This window comes from Yersinia sp. SCPM-O-B-9106 (C-191) (assembly GCF_026183365.1).
GTDB classification, from domain to species: domain Bacteria; phylum Pseudomonadota; class Gammaproteobacteria; order Enterobacterales; family Enterobacteriaceae; genus Yersinia; species Yersinia rochesterensis.
In genome coordinates this window covers 2,861,410-2,884,349 of record NZ_CP110791.1, presented here as the reverse complement: position 1 = coordinate 2,884,349, position 22,940 = coordinate 2,861,410, and the positions used below count along the sequence as shown (strand labels likewise).

The window sequence follows — 22,940 nt, the reverse complement described above, 5'->3', positions numbered from 1 at the left end:
CCCTTGGTTAGCGCGTGACGGCTCTGGCGCTGGCAGTGACGGTCAGCAACAACAGCGCCACGCAGCCAAAAGCGACCGATAAATTACTGACCTGGGCGACAAAACCAATTGCCGCAGGGCCTGCCAGAATACCGGCATAACCGATGGTGGTGATGGATGCGACGGCTAAATTAGCTGGCATCACGGTTTGGTTACCCGCAGCGGTAAACAGGATAGGCACCACATTTGATGCGCCTAACCCCACGAGCATAAAGCCAATAAGAGCCGCAATTGAGTTATCAATGCTTATCGCGGTAATAATCCCCACTGCTGCACATAAGCTCCCTCCTAATAATACCTTGTATCGGCCCAATCCGTTGACTATCCGATCACCATTTAAACGGCCCAGTGTCATGGCAATGGCAAATACCGCATAACCCATACCGGCTTGCGAGGGATCCATACCGCGCAGTGTGGTCAGGAAGACTGCACTCCAGTCGAGCATTGAGCCTTCAGCCAGGAACATCACAAAGCATAAAAAGCCGATAAACATCACCCATCCACGAGGGAGGACAAAGAGGGGGCCATCATGTGGCTCTCCGCTGCCCTGTAACAGGTTTTTATTGGCAGTCAGTAATAAGATAATCATTAACGCGACAGTGGCAAGAATGGCTGTCAGGGGGCTTAAACCGAGCCACAATAATGCGCTCACACCGCCCGCGCCAGCAATTCCGCCGACGCTGAATAACCCGTGGAAGCCGGACATCATCGCCCGGCCACTCGCTTTCTCAACAATGACCGCCTGAATATTCATCGCGACATCTATTATGCCCATCGCCGCACCGAAGACTAACAAGGCGAACGCCATCGTGACGGGAGTATTCATCAAAACCAGCAAGGGAAGGTCAAGACACAGAACCGCCCCAGCCAATAAAATCACCGCCCGACACCCCCATTTGGCGGTTAGCACACCAGTCAAGGGCATTGCGAGCATCGAACCGACACCAATACACAATAACAGTAGACCCAGTGAAGCATCATTCAGACCAATACGTTCCTTGGCAAAGGGGACTAACGGCGCCCAGGCAGCCATCCCTAATCCAGAGATAAAAAATGCGAGCCGAGTCGAGATTTGCTGTGCAACACCTGGCTGCAATGTGGATTGACGTGTTTTGGCGGTCATGAGGTATAGGATCTGCGATTGATACAAATAATAAATATAGACAGACGTTTCTATCACAAAGAGAAATGCGGGTCGAAGGGATTTATCTGGATTATCACAATACTTGGTCATCTTATGTATGAGTCTGCCCGTTACAGCGCCACATAGTTCAAATATTAATCAATCGAAAGATTCATCATAACAATCCAATAAATCTTAACTATGCTTGAATTCATACGGGCCGATGTTGCTAAAGTGTTAATCAAATTCATTAATTTTATTCATCATTTATATTTGTTAATTATAAGGGTGGCTTTGTTTTTCTTATGCATCACGGCTTCTGGCTGAAACGATTAATTTGCTTGTTTATCAATATATTTTGTTTTTTTAATTGAGTGGTTACTTCGTTTTTTTTCGTGTGTTTATTATTTGGTTTATTAATGCTTACAGCATAAATGAAAAATTTTATTTTACAGTTTTAAAGATATCTACTTATATTTAAATCGTGTCCGCCAGCTTGTTGTTCAAGATCACATTAAAAAAATAAGTATAAAGATAGGTCGCACTGATTTTTTTGCTGTTACTCATCACACCAGAAATAAGCTTAAGCCCTCTTGACTGAGGTGTTTATTGACCCTCCTACGTCCGACTTATCAGGCCCCCCCGATAAGCTCTTACGCGGAGATAGCGTCTTGCTTGATTTTTGAGGTTATCCATGGCGAATTCAACGGTTGGCGCAATTGATATTATTTCGCGGCAAAATGGGGCATTGATTACAGAGGTTGCTAGCAACCCGTCAGTTGTGGCGCTTAACGGGCTGAGCATTGTGCGGATTCATGGCACGGCCGAAAGCGTCGCCCGCTATGAGCGTCAGGGCAATGACCTGATTTTGCACATGAAAAACGGCACTACTACGCGCTATCAGCACTTTTTTACCATGGACGCAGAAGGGCATTACAGTGAGTTAGTGTTTGATGACGGCGTTAATCCGCCGGTGCAGGTCACTTTCCCGCTAGTCATGGGGGCTGGCGCGGGTGATGCGACCCTGGTTCCGCAATTGACAGTCATCGACAGTGTGGCTGGCTTGGCGTTAAACAGCAGTGCCGGTTCCGCCGGGCTATTGGCGGGGGCTTTGGGCTTCCTCGCGATTGCGGGCGGGATTGGTATCGCCGCATCACACAGCAGTAATAGTCACTCAGGTGGCAGCAGTTCAGGCGGTAATATCGATCCGCCTGCCGGCCCGACCTTGAAAGTTAACCCATTGACGGGCGATAACTTCCTCAATGGCAATGAAGTGAAAACCAGCCAAACATTGAGCGGCACGACAACTGGCATCGCGGCAGGGCAAGTGGTTAATATACAAATTAACGGCACGACCTACACGGCGAAAGTCGAAGCGGATGGTTCGTGGCGTGTTTTGCTCCCCTCTTCCGTGCTGCAAGGCTTGCATGATGGCAACTATAACGTCGTCGTCACCGTCGCGAATGGTAGCGGTCAGACTGTAGAGCAAACTATCACTGTGGTGGTTGATACTACCGCGCCCACATTGACTCTTTCCCCGGTCGCCGGTGACGGCATTATTAATGCCTCCGAGGCCAAAATGCCGGTCGCCATTAGCGGGACATCATCAGCCATTGGCGCAACGGTGACGGTGACATTTCACGGAAAAACCTATACCGGCACAGTGCAAAGTGATGGTCGCTGGAGTGTCAATGTTCCGGCCAGTGCATTGGTTGGGTTAGCTGACGGCTCACAATCTATATCCGCCACGGTGAGCGACAGTGCCGGTAACCGCACTAGTGTTAGCGGGAATGTCATTATTGATGCCGATCCTGCCAACTTGCCAACCTTGCTGATAAATACTTTCGCCAATGACAATCATCTGAATGGTGCAGAGCAGAAAGTCAGCCAAACACTAAGTGGCGAAACTACCCATATTGAAGCGGGTCGGCTGGTGCTCATCACACTGAATAATAAGACCTATGCCGCCACTGTTGGGGCCGACGGTAAATGGAGCACTCAGATACCACCCGCCGATTTGGCCATGCTCGCCAATGGTTCCGCCACTATTCATGCACAAGTCACTGATGCGGCCGGTAATCTTGCCAGCAAAGACGGCTCTTTTATTGTCGATAGCACACAGGGCGGTTTGGGGATAAATCCCGTCGCGGGCGATAACCTGATTAATGCCAATGAAGCGCAGACTGACCTGACGGTCACTGGCACCTCGGCAGGTTTGGCGGTGAATACGCCGGTAACCGTGGTGCTAAATGGGGTTTCTTATACCGGCATCGTGGATGCCAATGGCAACTGGAGCGTCCTTATTCCGAAAGGGAATTTAGCGCAACTCGCGGATGGGGCCATCACCTTAACAGTACAAGCCGCCGGTTTGCCAGACGCCAGCTTACCACTAGGGATTTACATCCATAATCTGCCGGTCGCCACCTTTAGTACGCCTTTTGGTGATGGAAAACTGAATAGCGCAGAGGTCAATGCCGATCAAATACTTCACGGAACCACGGGGGTCAAGGGGGCCGGTCAGACCGTGACGGTGAGTTTTAATGGCGTGACTTACCATCCGAAAGTGGCCCTGGATGGCAGTTGGTCACTGACTTTCCCCACGGCGGCTTTGCAAGCGCTCGGGCAGGGAAATATCCCGCTACTGGTGACTGCCAGTGATGTGGCGGGCAACAGTAATACACATTCATTAACCGTCAAGGTGGATACTCAAGCGCCGACACTGACACTCAATACTGTGGCCGGTGACGGCATCATTAATGCCATTGAAGCCGCAGCTCCGATAACCCTCAGTGGCCGCAGTTCTGAAATTGGTGCCACCGTCACTATCACTTACAAAGGGAAAACCTATTCAGCGGTGGTGATGGCGAATGGTTCCTGGCATGTCGATATTCCTGCCGGTGCGTTATCGGGCATAGCTGATGGCCGCTATCCCTTAACGGCCACTGTCACTGATGCGGCTGGCAACACAACCCACGTCACCACCAATGTGACGTTGGATGCCAATCCGGCTAATTTCCCCACAATCGCCATCAATACCTTTGCGGGTAACAATATTTTGGATGGCGCAGAACAGCGGGTTGACCAAATAATCAGCGGCACGACCACCAAAGTGGAAGCGGGCCGGGTGGTGACTATCTTGCTGAATGGCAAAACTTACACCGCCACTGTCGCCGCAGAGGGTAGTTGGAGTGCTAAAGTCAGCGCCGCTGATTTGGCTCTGCTGGCGAACGGCAATGCCAATATCACCGCCACCGTCACCGATGTCAGCGGTAATTTTGCCACTGAAACTCATGTCATTACCGTCAATGATAAGTTAGCGGGGCTGGGCATTAATCCAATTACTGGCGATAACCTGATTAATGCGGCTGAAGCCGCAGCAGGGGTCACTGTCAGTGGGACGACTTTCAATGTGAATAGCGGGCAAACTATCACCCTGACATTGAATGGTAAAACTTATACAGCGAAGGTCGGGGCCGGTGGTCTTTGGCATGCGCAGATCCCCGCGGGCGATCTGGCTCAATTAGCCGATGGCAAAGTGACATTATCCGCCAGCACCACGGATGCCACGGGCCACGCGATAAATAGCTCGGCAACATTGGGGATTTACACCCATACATTGCCGACGGCCAGTCTGGCGCTTCCTTTTGGCGACGGCACCCTCAATATTGCGGAAGCGGCCCTCGGCCAGACCTTGAAAGGCAGCACCGGCGTGACGGGCAGTGGTCAGCAGGTGAGTGTGAAATTCGGCGGTGTGACTTACTCTGCCACAGTTGCTGCCGACGGCACTTGGTCATTGTCTGTGCCGGTCAATGTGCTGCAAGGATTGGGGCAAGGCAATCAACCGCTGGTGATAACCGCCAGTGACGTCGCGGGGAATAGCAATACGCTGAGCACCCAATTTAAAGTGGATACTCAAGCGCCCAGTTTGTCGGTATTGCCTATCGCGACTGACAACATTATCAATGGCACTGAAGCTGCCGCAAGTGTTGCGATTAATGGCAACAGCACGGAAATTGGCGCTACCGTAAAAGTGACTTTCGCGGGGCAGACATACTCCGCGCTGGTGCAGCCCAATGGTAGCTGGAGTGTCGCTATCCCCGCCGGCGCGCTGTCCTCCCTCAGTGATGGGCGCTATGTGGTCAGCACGCAAGTTCAGGATGCGGCGGGCAATAGCACGACGGTGACACAGAATGTCACCTTGGATGCTGACCCACGCAATTTCCCAACACTGACGATTAATACTTTTGCCGGTAATAATATTCTGGATGGTGCTGAACAGAAAGTGAGCCAGACTGTCAGCGGCAGCACGACCGGAATTGAAGCCGGGCGCGTGATTACTGTCACTCTTAATGGCAAAACTTACAGCGCAACTGTCGATTCTGCGGGTCATTGGAGCACCAATATCCCCGTCGGAGATTTAGCTTTGCTGACCAATGGCATGGCGAACATTACTGCGACGGTCAGTGACATCAATGGGAATTCGGCCAGCGCTAACCACAGTATTATTGTCAACAATGCTCAAAGTGGGATTGGTATCAGCCCACTGACTGGCGACAACCTGATCAATGCGCAAGAAGCGGCGGCGGGCATTACGGTGAATGGCACCTCTAGTAATTTGAATGCCAATCAGACGATTATTCTGACGCTGAATGGAAAAACTTACACCACGACCACCGGCGCGGCGGGGAACTGGAGTCTGAAATTGCCCGCCGGAGATTTAGTTTTGCTAGCTGATGGCAACGCCACTCTGACCGCAACCGCGACAGACAGCGCGGGCAACACGGTGTCCTCCAGCAGTTCTCTCGGGATCTATATCCATAATCTGCCCGCCGCAGTGACCAACCAGCCCTTTGGGGATGGCACTCTCACCCAAACAGAGGCGAATGTCAGCCAAAGCATCAATGGGAGCACCGGTGTCACGGGGGCTGGGCAGACGGTGACAGTGACCGTGGGCGGCAAAACTTATCCGGCGTCAGTCGGCAATGACGGCCAGTGGTCATTGACTTTACCACCCGCAGTGCTGCAAGGCTTGGCGCAAGGCGGGCAGTCAATTACAGTGCAAGTTACTGATGTGGCGGGCAATACTAATAGCGTATCCACGGCCATTTCCGTCGATACCTTGCCGCCGGAACTGTCGGTGGGGCCGATTGCCACTGATGGCGTGATAAATGCCAATGAAGCGGCAGCCAATGTCCCGGTATTTGGTACCTCCAATGAAGTCGGAGCGGTGGTGAGTGTCACAGTAAATGGGCAAACTTACACCACCACGGTGGGTAACTCCGGGAGTTGGAGTGTCAATATCCCGGCCAATACGCTCAATTTGCTGGCCGATGGCACTTACCCCATCACGATTTCCATTCAGGATAGCGTCGGCAACACCACCGCCGTGACCGAGAATATCAAGTTGGTCACTCAATCGGTGCCAAATCCAATCCTGAATACGCCATTTGCTGATGGCTATCTCAATGCGGCGGAAGTGACCGCCAGCCAAACATTAACCGGCAGCACCGGTGTTAGTGGCGCGGGGCAACGGGTGGTGGTGACGGTGGGTGGGGTGGCCCATACCCTGACGGCGGATAACAATGGCAACTGGCAATTAACCTTACAACCGGCGGAATTACAAAATCTGCCCAATGGCAATCTGGTGATTTCGGTCGCGGCGACGGATAGCGCGGGCAACAGCAATACCTTTACCGGTAGCGCCACGGTGGATAAAGTCGCGCCAAACTTATTGGTCGACCCCATCAGTGGCGATAACATTATTAATGCTTCCGAGGCATTAAGTACCGTCAATGTTACCGGTACCGCGTCAGTATCCGATGCAGGGCGGACGGTCTCAATCCAACTGAATGGCGTGACTTACAGCGCTCTGGTTCAACCCAATGGCAGTTGGAGCATTCCGTTGAGCAGCAGCGTGCTGCAAGGGCTGGCTGATGGAAGTTACCCGGTGAGTATCACTCTCAGTGATAGCGCCGGTAACCAAACTGCCGTTGACCGGACTCTGACTATTGATGCTGCTCCGGCGAATCTCCCGACAGTCACCATCAGCGCCATCTCCGGCGATAACTTTATCAGTCGGAATGAATCTACGCAGGACGTGCTGATCACCGGGGTTTCCAGTCATGTCGAGTCCGGGCGCACCGTCAGTGTGACACTGAATAGCAAAACCTACAGCGGCACAGTGCAAAGTGATGGGAGCTGGCAAGTGACGGTTCCAGCAGCCGATGTCAGTAAATTGCCGGAAGGGGCTTCCACGGCACAGGCGGCGGTCACGGATGTGGCGGGGAACCCAGCGAGTGATACCCATCAGGTCACGGTGATTGCGACTCTGGCGGACCAACCCACATTGACTGTCTCCACGGTGACCAGTGACGACATCATCAATTATCAGGAAAGTCAGTCAGCGCTGACCATCAGCGGCAATAGTCAGCGGGTGCAAGCTGGGCAAACCGTGACGGTCAATTTGCACGGAAAAAACTATCAAGGAGTGGTGCAGGCCGACGGCAGTTGGAGTGTTTCGGTTCCGGCCGCAGATGTGCAAACGCTGCCGCAGGGCAATAATGTGATTAACGCCAGTGTTAATGATGTGGCGCAAAACCCTGCCAGCGCCACCCATAATGTGACGGTGGATACTCAACCGCCATTGCTCACTGTGGATGTGCAAACCCACCTCGATAATGTATTGAATTTGGACGACGCCTTGCTCGGCGTGGTGGTGAAAGGCTCCTGTGCCGGTGATGCGGGGCTGACGGTGACTGTCACCGTCAATGGGCATGACTATAAAACTCAAGTTCAAAGTGATGGGAGCTGGAGTCTGACACTTCCTTCCGCTGATCTTTTACTGCTGGGGGATGGCCCCTTAGCGGGCGGGGTGAAAGTCAGTGTGACGGATAGCGCGGGCAATGAAAGTCACGATATCACCAACCTCAATGTGGCTATTCATACTCTGCCGACCCTGACGGTAGCGCCGTTATTTGGCGATAACATATTAAGTGTCAGTGAAATTGGGGCCAACGCCACCCTGACGGGTGGCTGTAGCAATTTAGATATCGGCACGGCGGTGGTGGTGTCGATTAATGGCAAAAATTACAGCGGCAGTGTCACCTCAGCCGGTATCTGGTCGGTCAATATCAGCGCCACAGACCTGCAAAGCTTGAGTGACGGTATGACCAAAGTCACTGTCAACGCCACGGATGCGGATTCAGGTAACAAAGCTTCGGTCAGCGCCGATCTGGATATCTTAATTCATAATGTGCCGCACATTACGCTACCGGCCTTGCCGTTCGGTGATGGCTATCTTAACAAGTTGGAGGCCGCCGCCAGCCAGATTTTGACTGGGAATACCGGTGCCACCGGCAGTGGGCAAACTATTACCGTGAAGATTGATGGGGTGACTTACCCCGCCATCGTCGCATTGGATGGCACTTGGATTTGCACGTTGCCTGCGGGGGCATTAAATAATTTACCCGACGGGCCGCACACTATTTCCGTCACTGTGACTGACCGGGTGGGCAACAGTGATACCGAGTCCGTTAACTTTGATTCCCTGCTAACCCTGAGTCCCAATCCTACTTTTGATGCCGGGCCGATTATTGGCGGCATTCTGAATGCGGCTGAAGCGGCGGCGGGCGGGGAATTAACCGGCACCACCGGCATTGTGGGCGGCAAACAACAGGTCACGGTGACCATCAACGGCACGGGCTACGCAGCAGTGGTGACCGAGGACGGTAAATGGACACTAACCCTGACGCCAGAGGTGCTGAAAGCCTTGCCGGAGGGGGTATGGGATGTCACGGCCACCGCCAAAGATGCGGCGGGTAATAACGGCTCGCTGACCAGCCAGGTCGAGGTGCTCATCCACAATTTACCGCATCCGACACTGATTTTACCGTTTGGCGATGGCGTATTGAACCACACGGAAGCTTTACTGGGGCAGACATTGAGTGGCAGCACCGGGATAACAGGTAGCGGACAGACAGTGGCGATCTCCATTGATAACACGCTAATAAAAACCATTACCGCCAATCTCGATGGCAGTTGGTCACTGCCTCTGCTGACGGGGCAATTAACCAGCTTAGTGGCCGGCCCACATACCATTGGTATCATTGTCACGGATCGTGGCGGCAATGAAGTGGCTATTCTGCCCGACCAACCTATCATTTTCACTTCACAACAGCAGTTGCCAACGCCGTCTGTCGATACACTTTCTTTTGGTGCCAACATCAATATTGCCGAAGCCGGGGCCGTCACCACCATTACCGGTAAAACCGGAATAAAGGGCGATAATCAGGATGTGCAGTTGAGGATTGATATTGGCGGCATCAGCTATCCTGGTGTGGTGGATGCCAGCAATGGTCATTGGACTGTCACTATCCCGTCGGGTGCGCTCAATGGCCTGACGAATGGTCAACATCAAATCAATGTCACCGTCACCGACTCTGCCGGTAACAGCAATACCGGGCTGGCAAACTTTGACAGTTTCCTGACACCGCCACTGCCCACCATCAGCACCCCACCGTTTGGCGCGGTATTGAACCTGTCCGAGGCCGGAACCGACCAATTATTGACGGGCACCACCGGTTTGCTGAACACCGCGCAAACCGTGAAAGTGACATTGAATGGCGTGGAATATAACGCCGATGTCAACAGTGTGACGGGGATATGGACACTCACGGTGCTGGCGGCGGATTTAAAACTTATTCCCGATGGGCCGCAAGCTATCACCGTCGATGTGCTTGATGGCGGCGGTAACAGTGGCAGCACCTCGCTCGAGATTGGCGTACTGACTCATACATTGCCGACCGTCACCATTTTTGCCCCACCATTTGGTATTGAGCTGGATTTCGATGAAAGCAAAACACCGCAAGTCATCAGCGGTACCACCACCAATATGGCCGTCGGGAGTCAGGTTAATATTACCTTTGGCAACCTGAATTTCACCGCCATTGTGGGGCTAAATGGCAGTTGGTCAACGACCCTGAGCAGTGCTCAGTTGGGTACTTTGCCGAACGGAAATACGCCGCTGAGTGCCACAGTGACGGATAGCGCGGGGAATGTGGGTAATACCGCTGCGCCAATTAACGTCAATGTTAATATTGTTGCTCCGACGGTGGTGCTCACCATCGACCCAATCAATCTCGATAATATTATCAATGCGGCCCATGATCCGCAGACCATTACCATCAGCGGGAAAGTCACGAATACACTAAGTGGCGCGGTCACACTCAATATCAATGGCAGCATTATTGGGGGGCCGTTGGTGATAGGGCTGGATGGCAGTTGGTCTGTAGCATTGCCAAAAGTTAACTTCCCTGATGGTGATTATCAGATAACAGTCTCATTGGTGGGAGGCACGGCTTCCGAAGAGGTGGGGCTGCTGGTCGACCGCATCCCACCGACATTAACACTTTCGCCATTTGCCGGTGATAACACCCTGAATGCGCTGGAGTCTAAATCGCCACAGTTGGTCAGTGGGGTGGCTTCAATTGATGACATTGGGCGCACGGTGACAGTGACGCTGAATAATAAAAATTACTCGGCTCTGGTCGGGGCACAGGGCAAATGGAGTGTCAGTATCCCAACGGCTGATTTGCAGGCGCTGCCGCCGGGAGATAACACCCTGACGGCGACCCTCACCGACTTGGCGGGGAACAGTATTAGCCAAAAACCCATCATTCATGTTGATACCACCCCAGCACTTATCACTCTGGATGTCACTGCGCCGATACTGAACAGCAATCTCCTCGGATCAATACTGTCCGGCACGGCACTGGGAGCGGAAGGAAAAACCTTAACTCTGACATTGAATAACACCACGCTCACCACGATTGTCGGCAATGATGGCAAATGGAGCCTCAATGTATTGCCGCAAAATCTGGCGGGGATCGCCGATGGCCCACTGGTGGTGGGGTTGAGTGTGACGGACACTGCCGGTAACCCCAGCAGCACCAATGTTACAGTGAATGTGGCGCTGAATCAGGCGTTGGCACTGGTTGTTGACCCGATCTTCAATGGCGGCTATCTCAATGCCCTCGGTGCATTGGTCGATCAAACCTTGTCCGGTACCGCATTGAGTGCGGGTTTAGGGGCTAAAGTTAAGGTCACTATTAATGGACATGAGCTGGTTGCTGACGTGGGTGCCAATGGCAAATGGACACTGACACTTCCCACCGCAGAGTTAAGCCAATTGGCCAATGGCGCGTTAACGCTGAATATCAGCGTAACGGATGCCAATAATAACGTGGTGCAGCTCCTCCCTGCGCCGGTGCTGAATGTTCTGACCCATAACTTACCGACTTTCGGCACCCTGGACTCGCTGTTTGGTGGCGATAGCATCCTTAATGGCGCGGAGTCCATCGTGACCCAAACGCTGGGTGGGGTGATAAATAATGTGGCCGCTGGGGCGACCGTCACTATCACCATCGGTACCCAAGTGCTGACCACCCAAGTGCAGGCCGGGGGGGTGTGGCATGTAGATTTACTGCCGTCATTATTGGGTGGATTGCAGGACGGTAGCTTGCAAGTGGGTATTTCGGTGAAAGATATCGCCGGTAATATCGTCAATACGCAAGTGGGAATTACGGTACTGACGCACAATCTGCCGTTGGTGACTTTGAATCCTATCTTTGGTGACGGCATCTTGAATGCGGCTGATTTGCTGTTAAATCAAACTATTAGTGGCACAGTTAAAAATATCCCCGCCAATGCTTCGGTCACCATCAAACTGGGAGGCGCGGATTTAACGGCAATTGTCGGCACGGATGGCACTTTCAGTGTGCTGGTTGACAGCCTCACATTGAATGGATTGCTGGCCGGTTCACTGAATGTCACGGCCACAGTAACCGATTCTGCGGGCAACACGAATACCGCCACGCGCCCGTTACTGGTGGATGTCACTCTGCCGGTGATTACGCTGAACCCTATCTTTGGCGACGGCAAACTCAGTCTGGCGGATACCGTGATTGCGCAAATTATTGGCGGTACGGTCAGCGGGGTGGATGCGGGGACGCAGGTGAACGTCACTCTGGGCGGTAAAACATTCTTTGGCACCACGGCGGCGAATGGCAGTTTCACTGTCACCCTGCAACCGGCTGATTTAACAGCATTACTCAATGGCAATTTGAGTGTGGAAGTCTCTGTAACCGATCTCGCTGGCAACACCGGGGTGGCGACGGGCAGTGTCAATGTGCTGATCAGTAATGTGCCGAAACTGATATTGGACCCTATTTTTGGTGACGGGCTGCTCAATATTAGTGACAGCAAAATTGAGCAAACCATCAGCGGGACGGTGGTCAATGGTGTTGTGGGGGCGGATGTCGTGGTGCAAGTTGGCTCCAGTCAATTGACCGCGACCGTCGGGGCTGGCGGTGTCTGGAGTGTTCAGGTACCAACCAACATATTGAATGGATTGTTGGATGGCAGCCAAACTATCAGCGCATCATTAGTTGATAGCGCCGGGAATGCCACCAGCGCCAATGGATTGGTCAATGTGCTGATCCATGCCCAGCCAACCCTGTCAGTCAATCCTATCTTTGGTGATGGCATCCTCAGTGTGGCGGATTTGCTGGTGGCACAGACCATCAGTGGCACCACCAGCAATGTGGCACTAGGGACTCAAATTAATGTCGTCCTGAATGGTAAATCTTACTTCGCGACCGTGGGGGCGGGCGGAAACTGGAGTGTGCTTATCCAGCCGATTGATTTAAAAACGCTGGTGACCGACGGCCCACTGACGGTAAATGTTTCGCTGCAAGATGCCGTGGGTAACCCGGCCAGCAATTCTGGCGTGTTGAGTGTGATAGCCAACGGCTTGCCGACGCTGACATTGGATCCTATTTTCGGTGACGGTTTACTGAATGCTGCCGATGCACTGCTCAGCCAAACTATCAGCGGACATAGCACCTTTGCCGCCGGATCCAATCTGAATGTGACTGTCGGCAATCTGACACTGAATACTACCGTGAAAGCCGATGGCAGTTGGAGCATTGCGGTGTCTCCATTGATGTTGGCGGGGTTGTTGGATGGCAGTTTCACCGCCAGCGCCAGCTTAACCAACGCCGCCGGTCACAGCGCCAATGCCACTGCGCCAGTTACCGTCGGGATCAGTTTGCCCACTTTGACGCTGAACCCATTCTTTGCGTCTGACCATTATCTCAGCGGGCTTGAATCCACCACGGCCCAAGTGCTTTCCGGCACCAGCACCCATGCTGCTGGCTCACAAATCACAGTGAAGGTGGGCGGGGCGGTGTTGACCAGCACCATTGGCAGTGACGGCAGTTGGAGTGTGCCTATTACCCCGTCAGTCCTGACCGGTTTGTTGGACGGTTCCGCCAAAATTGGCGTTTCAGTTACTGATGCGGTCGGCAATAATGTCTCGGTTAACACTGATTTTACAGTGAAAACCCATGCTTTACCGCTACTGAGTGTCGATGTGTTAGGCAATGTTGGCAACTTGCTGTTGTTGCCAGTCAACGGGCTGATGGTTTCTGGCTCCAGCTTAAATCTGCTGACCAATACCAAAGTCAGTGTGACTTTACTTGGGCAAACCCTCGAGGGCACGGTCGACAGTAGCGGTCACTGGAATGTTAAATTTTTCGGCTCTTTCCTCAAGGCGCTGAATGTCGTCAGCATTTTAACCACCACGGTGGCGGTATCGGCCACCGACGAAGCCGGTAACTACAAAGGAATCTCTGTTGGCTTGCTTTCCGGCGGCTCCGGCACTCAATTATTGTCAGCTGACCATGATATTCAAGCTGCCAGCATGATGGTCACCAATGACACGAATATCGCCCATTCAGCCAGTGTGGAAAACCACCCACTGGCAGCCACCAGTGAGCAATCAGTTTCTCCTCAGGCGAAGTCCACGTTAGTTGAGCCGCTGGCGGAGCCTATCGACAGCATTCTCACCACCAAGGTCACAGAGGGCGGCTATACCATCGGCGGCGTCACGCTGAACTTGGCGGATGGCGCAGTGATCTCTGGAGAAACACTGACCGGCAGCAGCGGCGCAGATACTTTCACCGTTAACTCTTTGAATTTCAATCATCTGGATGGCGGGCTGGGAATGGATACCTTGCTGCTAGACGGATCGCATCAAACACTGAACCTGACCAGTTTGGGGCTGAAAGTGGAGCATATCGAAATCATTGATTTAGGTAATAGCGGCACCAACAGTGTCCGGCTTGATTTGCACGATGCGTTAACGCTGACCGATAAACCGCAGGATGATTTGTTGATTAAAGGGGCGCAGGGCGGCGAAGTCACTCTCAGTAATACCCCGGAGGGCGTTTGGAGCAGTATTGGGCAGCGCAGTATTGATGGGCAGGCGTTTGACGTCTACCACAATTCATCGCTCGACAGCAGCAATACATTGGGGGATGTGTTGATTCAGCACGGTCTGCAAGTGCATTTGGTGTGAAATCACTCACACGGTAAGAGCAAAAAGACCCTAAAAATGATCGGCACGGGAGTATGTCGGCGATGAAAATAAAAATAAGGCACTTTGTGGCGGGGGGCATTCCCGGCGCATGGTGGGCGGTGATGGTGTTGTCAATCATGGCTCAGTTGCCCGTTCGGGCGGCTGAACCCCCGATGGTACCGGCATTTAAATGGCAGGCCGCACCAAGTGAGGAGCAATTGGCGGAACTCAGCTTGCGCGAAGCTATCTTGCGTGCATTTGCCCGTAATCCGCAAATCGCGCAGGCCGCGGCGCAAATAAAAGTGGGGCAAGGGGATTTGGATGTCGCCGAAAGTGCCTGGTATCCGCAGATTTCCTTGCAGGGAACCACCGGGAAATCACATCAAACTGACTCGGCTGGCAGTCTCAATAGCAATGCATCCGCTGGGGTCCAACTGAGCCAGTTATTGTATGACTTTGGCAAAACCGGCGGTAGTATTGATGAGCAGGAATCTCTGTCGGATGCTTATCGATATGACCTGTTCAACACCATGACTGCCGTGGGGTTGAGCACTGTTCAGGCCTACTTGCAAGTCAAGCGCTACCAGGCTTTAAGTGTGGTAGCGCGTAGCAATATTGCTTCACTGGAGAGAGTCAAAGAGACCGCCCAACTCAGGGCTGATGCGGGTCTGAGTTCACAATCTGATGTTCTGCAAGCTGAAACCCGTATTGCCGGAATGGTGGCGACACTGGAACAATATCGGGCACAACAGCGCTCAGCTCAAGCTCAACTCACGGTACTGACGGGGGTGGTGTCCGATAACCTGCCGGATCTGCCCAAAGATCTACTCAAACAAAAAGTCACTCTCAACGCCATTCCCTATGACGCCAGCAGCGCCGTACGCAGCGCCGAGGCCAAACAACAGGCCGCAATGCAGCGAGTGCGGCAAAGCCAGGCGCAGCATTGGCCCACCTTAAAGATTCAGGCGGGCAGGACGCGCTATGAAAATGAGTCGCGCTCTTACTGGGATGATCAGGTGCAATTGGCGGTTGAAGCACCGGTTTATCAGGGCGGTGCGGTCAGTGCCAAAGTGAGGGCAGCGCAGGGCGCGCGCGCAGCGGCACAAGCTGAAGTTGAAAAAGCCAAGCTGGATGTGAATCAAAAAGCGGCAATGGCCTACGCCGATATGATTGGCGCGATACAGCGGCAGCAGGCGGGGGAGCAGCAACTGCAAAGCGCCGAGCACACCCGCAGTGTCTATCAGGATGAATATAAACTCAGCAAACGTAGCCTGAATGATTTATTGAGTGTCGAGCAAGAAGTGCTGCAAGCCGATTCAATGCGGTTGATGGCGCTGTATGACGGCTGGGATGCTACCGCGCGTTATGCCTCGGCGGTCGATAATCTGGTGGATATGTTGGGAATTGACCGGGTTGCTCAGAGTGGTGAGCGGCTGCCAACCTTGTAATGCCGCCAGAAGAATCTCAGAGGGTGGGGAGCGTTAGGGTTAATTGACCGAAAATGCGCAGGTGACAGAGGTAACATGACAACGCAATCTACGCCAACAGAGGTCTGGGTCACCGCAATGGCGAGAGTTGCCAGTTATTACGGCAACCCCGCAGATGTGAACTTTCTTGCCCAGCAAATGCGCTGGTTCGAGCAATTAAGTGGTTTACGCCAACTGGAGCGACTCAGTGGGCTGCTGGGCTTACAGTCAAATGTAATGCCATTGAAAAAAGTCCGCTGGCGCAATGAGTTACTGCCGGTATTGCTGGAGTTAGAACCCGGCAGTGTGGCGGTGTTGGAGCACCTGTCTGATGATGGGCTGGTGAGTTATTGGCTCAGTGATGGCGGCGATGTGGTGCGTGAGGCGCAGTTGCAAGAGTTACTGGCGCGTAGTCAAGACCGGGTGATCATGGTGGGGGTTGCCAATCGTGGCCGGGATAGCCGTATTGATGAATTTATCCGCCCCTACCGCAAGCATTGGTTTTGGCAAAATTTCCGTGGGGCGGAGCGCAAAATTGCGGAAATTTCACTCGCCTCGGTGCTGGGCAATGTGCTGGCACTGGGCGGTATCCTATTTTCAATGCAAGTTTACGACCGGGTTATTCCGGCGCAATCATATGCCACATTGTGGGTGCTGTTTTTTGGCGTTTTACTGGCCGCGTTTATGGAATATATCATCCGCCTGACGCGCACTCAGATCTCTGATTTGATGGGCAAAAAAATCGACCTCAATGTGTCGTCGATGCTATTTGTCCGGGCGATGGCGATTAAAAACGAAGCGCGCCCAAAATCCACCGGATCATTTATTTCCCAGCTACGTGAAATTGATCAAGTTCGCGAGTTACTGACCTCCACCACCGTCAGTGCAGCGGCAGATATGCCTTTTGTCTTACTGTTTTTGGCTATCATGGCGTTTATTGGCGGCCCACTGGTGGTCATCCCGCTGTTGGCGATCCCACTCATTGTTATCCCCGGTTTATTGATTCAATTCCCGCTGGCGAAACTGGCTAAAGAGGGCATGCGCGAAGGGGCTTTGCGCAATGCGATTCTGGTCGAAACCATTGAAGGTATTGAAGATATTAAAGCTTTACAGGCCGAACCTTACTTTCAGCGCCAATGGGAGCAAACCCATGAAGTGAGTGCCGCGGTAGGGATGAAACAGCGGTTATGGGGCGCTCGTCTGACGGGGTGGGCATCGACCGTCTCGCAATTGACTTATGCCGGTATGCTGGTTTTTGGCACCTATTTGGTGCTGGCCGGGGAGATAACCACCGGCACGCTGGTCGCCAGCAGCTTACTTTCCTCAAGAACTATCGCGCCATTAATGCAACTGACCATGGTTTTCTCGCGCTGGCAGCATGCCAAAAGCGCCATGGCCGGCTTGAATGAACTGCTCAAAAAACCATTGGATCGCCCCGAAGAGGGGGAATTGGCGCATTGCCCGATCCTGAACGGCCACTATCAATTGCGTAATCTGCAATACACCTACGACGAAGAAAAAGGACAAAGTGTGGTCGCCATCGGCGCACTGGACATCAAGCCGGGGGAAAAAGTGGCGATTCTGGGCAAGGTGGGGGCGGGTAAATCCACCTTATTGAAATTATTGGCCGGTCAAGCCAGCGCCACACAGGGCAAGGTAGTGATTGATGGGGTTGATATCAAACGCATTGAACCGGCAGATTTACGCCGCCAACTGGGTTTTTTATCGCAGGATTCCCGCCTGTTTTTTGGCTCGCTGCGGCAAAACCTGATGCTGGGGCACCCTCATGCTACGGAGCAGGAAATGATTCAGGCGCTGCGGATCAGTGGCGCGATAGCTATGGTGCAACAGGACGCGGCCTGTCTTGACCGGATCATTAATGAGGGTGGGCAGGGGTTATCCGGCGGTCAGCGGCAAATGGTATTGCTGAGCCGGATGATTTTGCGCAATCCGCAAGTGGTGTTGATGGATGAGCCGACGGCATCAATGGACGAGCAACTGGAAGATTATGTTATTCGCCAGATGCATACCTGGCTGGATGGTCGCATGTTGGTGTTAGTGACCCATAGGCCGGCGTTATTAAAGCTGGTGGATCGCATCATTGTTATGGATAACGGCCGGGTGGCGGCGGATGGCCCACGGGACCATATTCTCAGCGCGATGGCGAATAAATCTCAACAGGGTGCCGCCTAATAGGAGTGAGTCATGGTCAATTTGAGCTTGGAGCAAGAGAGGGCACATCAGGAGCGGCGCATGTCAGCCATTGTTTGGCTGATGTTGGTCGGAATGATTGTGATGTTCATCTGGGCGTATTTCGCCATTCTGGATGAGGTCACAGTGGGGACTGGGAAAGTCACGCCATCGAGTCGCGCGCAGCTAATAGAAAGCCTTGATGGTGGGATTATCAATGAGTTGCTGGTACACGAAGGCGCCATCATCAATAAAGGACAAACTCTGGCTCGCCTTGATCCCACCCGTTTTCAATCTAATTATGGTGAAGCCGCCGCGCGAGTGCGAACGTTACGTGCCTCTTCCGAGCGCCTAAGGGCCGAATTGACGGGGGCGGCATTGGCTTTCAGTGCGGACACCTTAAAAGAGCCGGAGCTGGTGGCGCGTGAGACGCAATTTTACCTTTCCCGTCGGCAAAACCTCAATGAAACCGTGAGCAACTTACAACAATCGCTAAAACTGGTGCAGCAGGAATTGCGCATGACTGAACCGCTGGTGGCTAAGGGCGCAGCCAGTCAGGTCGAAGTGATTCGGTTGCAACGCCAAATCAGTGACTTGCGCGGTAAAATTGATGAAGCTCGCAATCAATATGCAGTGAGAGCCCGCGAAGAGCAGGTTAAGAATAATGCAGATTTAGATGCACAGTTGCAGGTGGTTTCTGGCAAGCAAGACCAACTCACCCGGACAACACTGATTTCACCGGTGCGGGGGATAGTAAAGGATATTCAGGTTTCAACCGTCGGGGGCGTGTTGCAGCCTGGCGGTAAATTGATGGAAATTGTCCCCATCGAAGAGCAACTGTTGATTGAAACACGGATTAACCCGCGAGATATTGCTTATATCCGGCCTGGGTTGTCAGCGACAGTTAAAATAACGGCTTATGATTCATCCATTTATGGGAATCTGGAGGGGATAGTGGAAACTGTATCGCCGGATACTTTGCAAGATGAGGTCAAGCGAGATCAATTTTATTATCGGATTTATGTTCGCACTAATCGGGCCGACCTGACCAATAAGGCCGGTAAATTATTCCCCATACTACCGGGCATGGTGGCCAGTGTGGAGATTAAAACGGGTCAGAAAACTGTTTTGGATTATCTCATCAAGCCGCTGAATAAAGTGAAAGAATCATTACGAGAGCGCTAATATTATGGCGCATTTTTTCACCTTTATTTATGCCACATGGTGGGCGCATCCTAGTATCATATGGCTATATATATGAATAAAAGCCAATGAGCAGCAGAATTATAGTTAGTCGATAAAGCTAACTATAATTCTTAATCATCTGAACTATTTGTGCTTAAATATAAGTGTGAAACTATATTATTAATCTATAATTTAATTGTGTAACTATAGTGAAAATTATAAATATATTTTTGACTCTATGTCGCTGGCAATAAAAAGCCGGTCAAAAGACCGGCCGTAACACTAACGAATTATCTGGCTGCGCGAGCCACAATGAAGGAAATAGTAAAATAATGATGATAGCGGATTTATTATAGTTCTTGACTGTTAGATATTTCTTATCAATTTGTGCTATGTAATTATTTTACTATCTTATTGATTAATATGGTAAAAAATTATTTATTGATTATGTGTGCTATATTTTTTAGTGTTTTTAAATTCTGTTAAAGTTCGCCAATATTAACATATTGAAATACTTTATAGACATATGAAACATTATCCGAAACTTCGTAGCATTTTCTGTATAGATTAATCCTAATATTATTACCACAATAGAATAACCCTATTGGGAAAATATGCTCATAAGAGCAGTGGCATAGTTAGATCTAATAATTAGAGGATAATAACGATGAAACTTCGAGTTCTTTCCCTGCTGGTTCCTGCTTTATTAGTTGCCGGTAGCGCAGGCGCGGCTGAAATTTACAGTAAAGACGGCAACAAGCTGGATCTGTACGGTAAAGTCGATGGCCTGCATTATTTTTCTGACGACAAAAGCAAAGATGGCGACCAGTCTTACATGCGTTTTGGCCTGAAAGGCGAAACACAAATTAGTGACCAACTGACCGGTTACGGCCAGTGGGAATATCAAGCAAATCTAAATAAAGCGGAAAACCAAGACCAAGGTAACTTCACCCGTGTTGGCTTTGCTGGTTTGAAATTTACTGATTTTGGTTCTTTCGACTACGGCCGTAACTATGGTGTGCTGTATGACGTAACCTCATGGACTGACGTTCTGCCAGAATTCGGTGGCGATACTTACGGTGCTGACAACTTCTTGTCACAACGTGGTAACGGCATGGCGACTTACCGTAACAGCAATTTCTTTGGTCTGGTGGATGGTCTGAACTTTGCTCTGCAATATCAGGGCAAAAATGGCAGCGGTACTGAAACCAACAATGGCCGTGATGTACAAGGCCAGAATGGTGACGGCTACGGTATGTCCGTATCTTATGATTTGGGCTGGGGCGTGAGCGCATCTGCTGCAATGGCCAGTTCTAAACGTACTGATGACCAGAATAAACTGGCATTTGGCCATGGTGACCGCGCGGATGCATACACCGGTGGTTTGAAATATGACGCGAACAACGTCTATCTGGCCGCAACTTATGCCCAGACTTACAACCTGACTCGCTTCGGTAACTTCAATAATAACACCGACTCAGGCTTTGCTAACAAAGCGCAAAACATCGAGTTAGTGGCTCAGTATCAGTTTGATTTCGGCCTGCGCCCATCCGTGGCTTACCTGCAATCTAAAGGTAAAGACCTTGGCAACGGCTATGGTGACCAGGATCTGCTGAAATATGTTGATGTTGGCGCGACTTACTACTTCAACAAAAACATGTCCACCTATGTTGATTACAAAATCAACCTGTTGGATGAAAACAACTTCACCAAAAACGCGGGTATCAATACTGATGATATCGTAGCGGTTGGTTTGGTTTACCAGTTCTAATCCTGCTGACAGGAGAGGTTCTGATAAAACGCGGTCACTTGGCCGCGTTTTTTGTGCCCGCCATTTGCTGTTGGTCTGCTGAGCCACCCATTTATATATGGGCGTATTTTTAAGCGATTTGCTTTTTTTTGACCACTTTTGGCATAAAGTTTAACCAAACGAACTAAATTTCCATTTTTTTTGAATGAAACACTAGACATATCATCACGCTATAGATGATAATCCCGCTCATTGGAAGGATGGCCGAGTGGTTTAAGGCAACGGTCTTGAAAACCGTCGACTGTAACAGGTCCTAGAGTTCGAATCTCTATCCTTCCGCCAAATTACGCCGGCATAGCTCAGTTGGTAGAGCAACTGACTTGTAATCAGTAGGTCCCGAGTTCGACTCTTGGTGCCGGCACCAATTAAAAGCCCGTTATCTGAATAAGATAACGGGCTTTTTGCTTTCCGACAAATTTGAGTTGCGGCAGGATTCCTCGCTGCCGCTGATTGAGTCAGCTATTCTTCGCTAACTGCGCGACCAACCGATTCACGCCATCACTCATATTGGTGAATTTCGTCAGTTGCGTGCGGGTGACCACCACGAAAACCGCAATATTCTTCTCGGGGATCATCGCCATATAAGTAATAAATCCGCCACCGCCACCGGTTTTCTGCATGATGCCCGGCAGTTCAGCATTTGGTGCCATGTAGACCCAGCCTAGCCCCAGCGCATCGGCCTGACCGGCAACATCCATCCCTTTTAATGAAACCAAATCGCGACGTTGGAAATACAGCGCTTGTTCACGTTTGGCTGTGCTTTTACGTGCGTTGTTATTGGAAGCTAAGAATTGCTGCATCCAGCGCTGCATATCTTCTGGTGTCGAGTAAACCCCGCCACTGCCCGCCGCCGCTATGGTGTTTTCACAGCGGCTGCTGCCCACGCCGATCATCAAACGGCTACATTGCTCTGCCGTTGGGGTGAGGGTGGTGTTTCGCATACCCAGCGGTGCGGTGATTTTATCTCGTAATAAGCTGGTATAAGGTTTCCCGGAGGCGCGTGATAGCGCGTCTGCCAGCAAATCGTAAGCCAAATTGGAATAAGCCGCTTTCACACCAGGGGGCACAGTCATATTGGCCAGTTTCAACCATTGCCAGCGGTTATCTTTGGTCGGCCAGGTAAACACCGGCCTTTTTTGCGGGCCACCGGGCTGTTCACGAGGCAGGCCGCTGGTGTGGCTGGCCAGATTGAGCAAAGTCATCGGCTGTTTCGCATTATAAGCTGGGACTTTGGCTCCTTTAGGGGCCCATTTTTGCAAAGGGTCAGTTAATTTTACTGTGCCATCCTCAGCCAGTTTTACCATCACCTCACTGGTCATCAGCTTGGTAATAGAGGCAATGCGGATCAATGAATCTGGCCGTGGGCGCAAATTGTTACCGGGTTTGGTTTCGCCAAAACTGCGGTTAACCACTTGATTATTATCAATAACGACCAGCGCCATCCCCATGGCCCCGCTGTTATAGAAGATATGTTCGGCATATTGATCAACAACTTGTGATGTCAAAAGCTCGGTGTTGGCGTAGCCGTGCAGTGGGATAGTGAACAGAGCCGCGGCCAGTAACGGGGAAGAAAAATGTTTCAGCAATCTTTTGTCCATGATCAAAAAGCAAAATAACAGTCATAGACTTATAGTAATCGGATATTTGTATAAAACATGCTGAAATTTTCAAACAGACGAATAATTTACATTACGGGGATAAGGACGGAGA

At 51.5% G+C, this 22,940-nt stretch carries 7 protein-coding genes and 2 tRNA genes; 7 read left to right on the top strand and 2 right to left on the bottom strand.

What is annotated here, in order from left to right; genetic code table 11:
* Positions 1–7: 7 nt before the first annotated feature.
* A complete protein-coding gene (locus OP863_RS13195; protein ID WP_038631892.1) occupies positions 8–1,162 on the bottom strand; it encodes an MFS transporter in 1,155 nt (384 codons plus the stop codon).
* Positions 1,163–1,856: 694 nt separating this feature from the next.
* Between OP863_RS13195 and OP863_RS13190 the strand changes: the two genes are divergently transcribed.
* From OP863_RS13190 to OP863_RS13160, 7 genes are all read left to right on the top strand, one after another.
* Positions 1,857–14,579, top strand: coding sequence for an Ig-like domain-containing protein (locus tag OP863_RS13190; protein WP_265525385.1), 12,723 nt, complete (start codon positions 1,857–1,859; stop codon positions 14,577–14,579).
* Between the two features lie 137 nt (positions 14,580–14,716).
* Complete coding sequence (locus OP863_RS13185; protein WP_042562622.1) at positions 14,717–16,027, top strand: TolC family outer membrane protein; 1,311 nt, start codon at positions 14,717–14,719, stop codon at positions 16,025–16,027.
* A gap of 75 nt (positions 16,028–16,102) precedes the next feature.
* Entirely contained in the window at positions 16,103–18,238 is a 2,136-nt protein-coding gene (locus OP863_RS13180; RefSeq protein ID WP_265525384.1) for a type I secretion system permease/ATPase, read from the top strand.
* Positions 18,239–18,250: 12 nt separating this feature from the next.
* Positions 18,251–19,420 (top strand): HlyD family efflux transporter periplasmic adaptor subunit, encoded by a 1,170-nt coding sequence (locus OP863_RS13175; RefSeq protein ID WP_145591652.1) that lies wholly within the window; start codon positions 18,251–18,253, stop codon positions 19,418–19,420.
* A gap of 667 nt (positions 19,421–20,087) precedes the next feature.
* Positions 20,088–21,191, top strand: coding sequence for a porin OmpC (locus OP863_RS13170; protein WP_038631902.1), 1,104 nt, complete (start codon positions 20,088–20,090; stop codon positions 21,189–21,191).
* Between the two features lie 233 nt (positions 21,192–21,424).
* A tRNA-Ser gene (locus OP863_RS13165) sits at positions 21,425–21,512 on the top strand.
* Positions 21,513–21,518: 6 nt separating this feature from the next.
* Positions 21,519–21,594, top strand: a tRNA-Thr gene (locus OP863_RS13160).
* A 91-nt stretch (positions 21,595–21,685) separates the two neighbouring features.
* Here the strand turns inward: OP863_RS13160 and ampH are convergent.
* Positions 21,686–22,828, bottom strand: a complete 1,143-nt coding sequence (gene ampH / locus OP863_RS13155) for a D-alanyl-D-alanine-carboxypeptidase/endopeptidase AmpH (protein WP_038631904.1) — start codon at positions 22,826–22,828, stop codon at positions 21,686–21,688.
* Positions 22,829–22,940 lie beyond the last annotated feature (112 nt).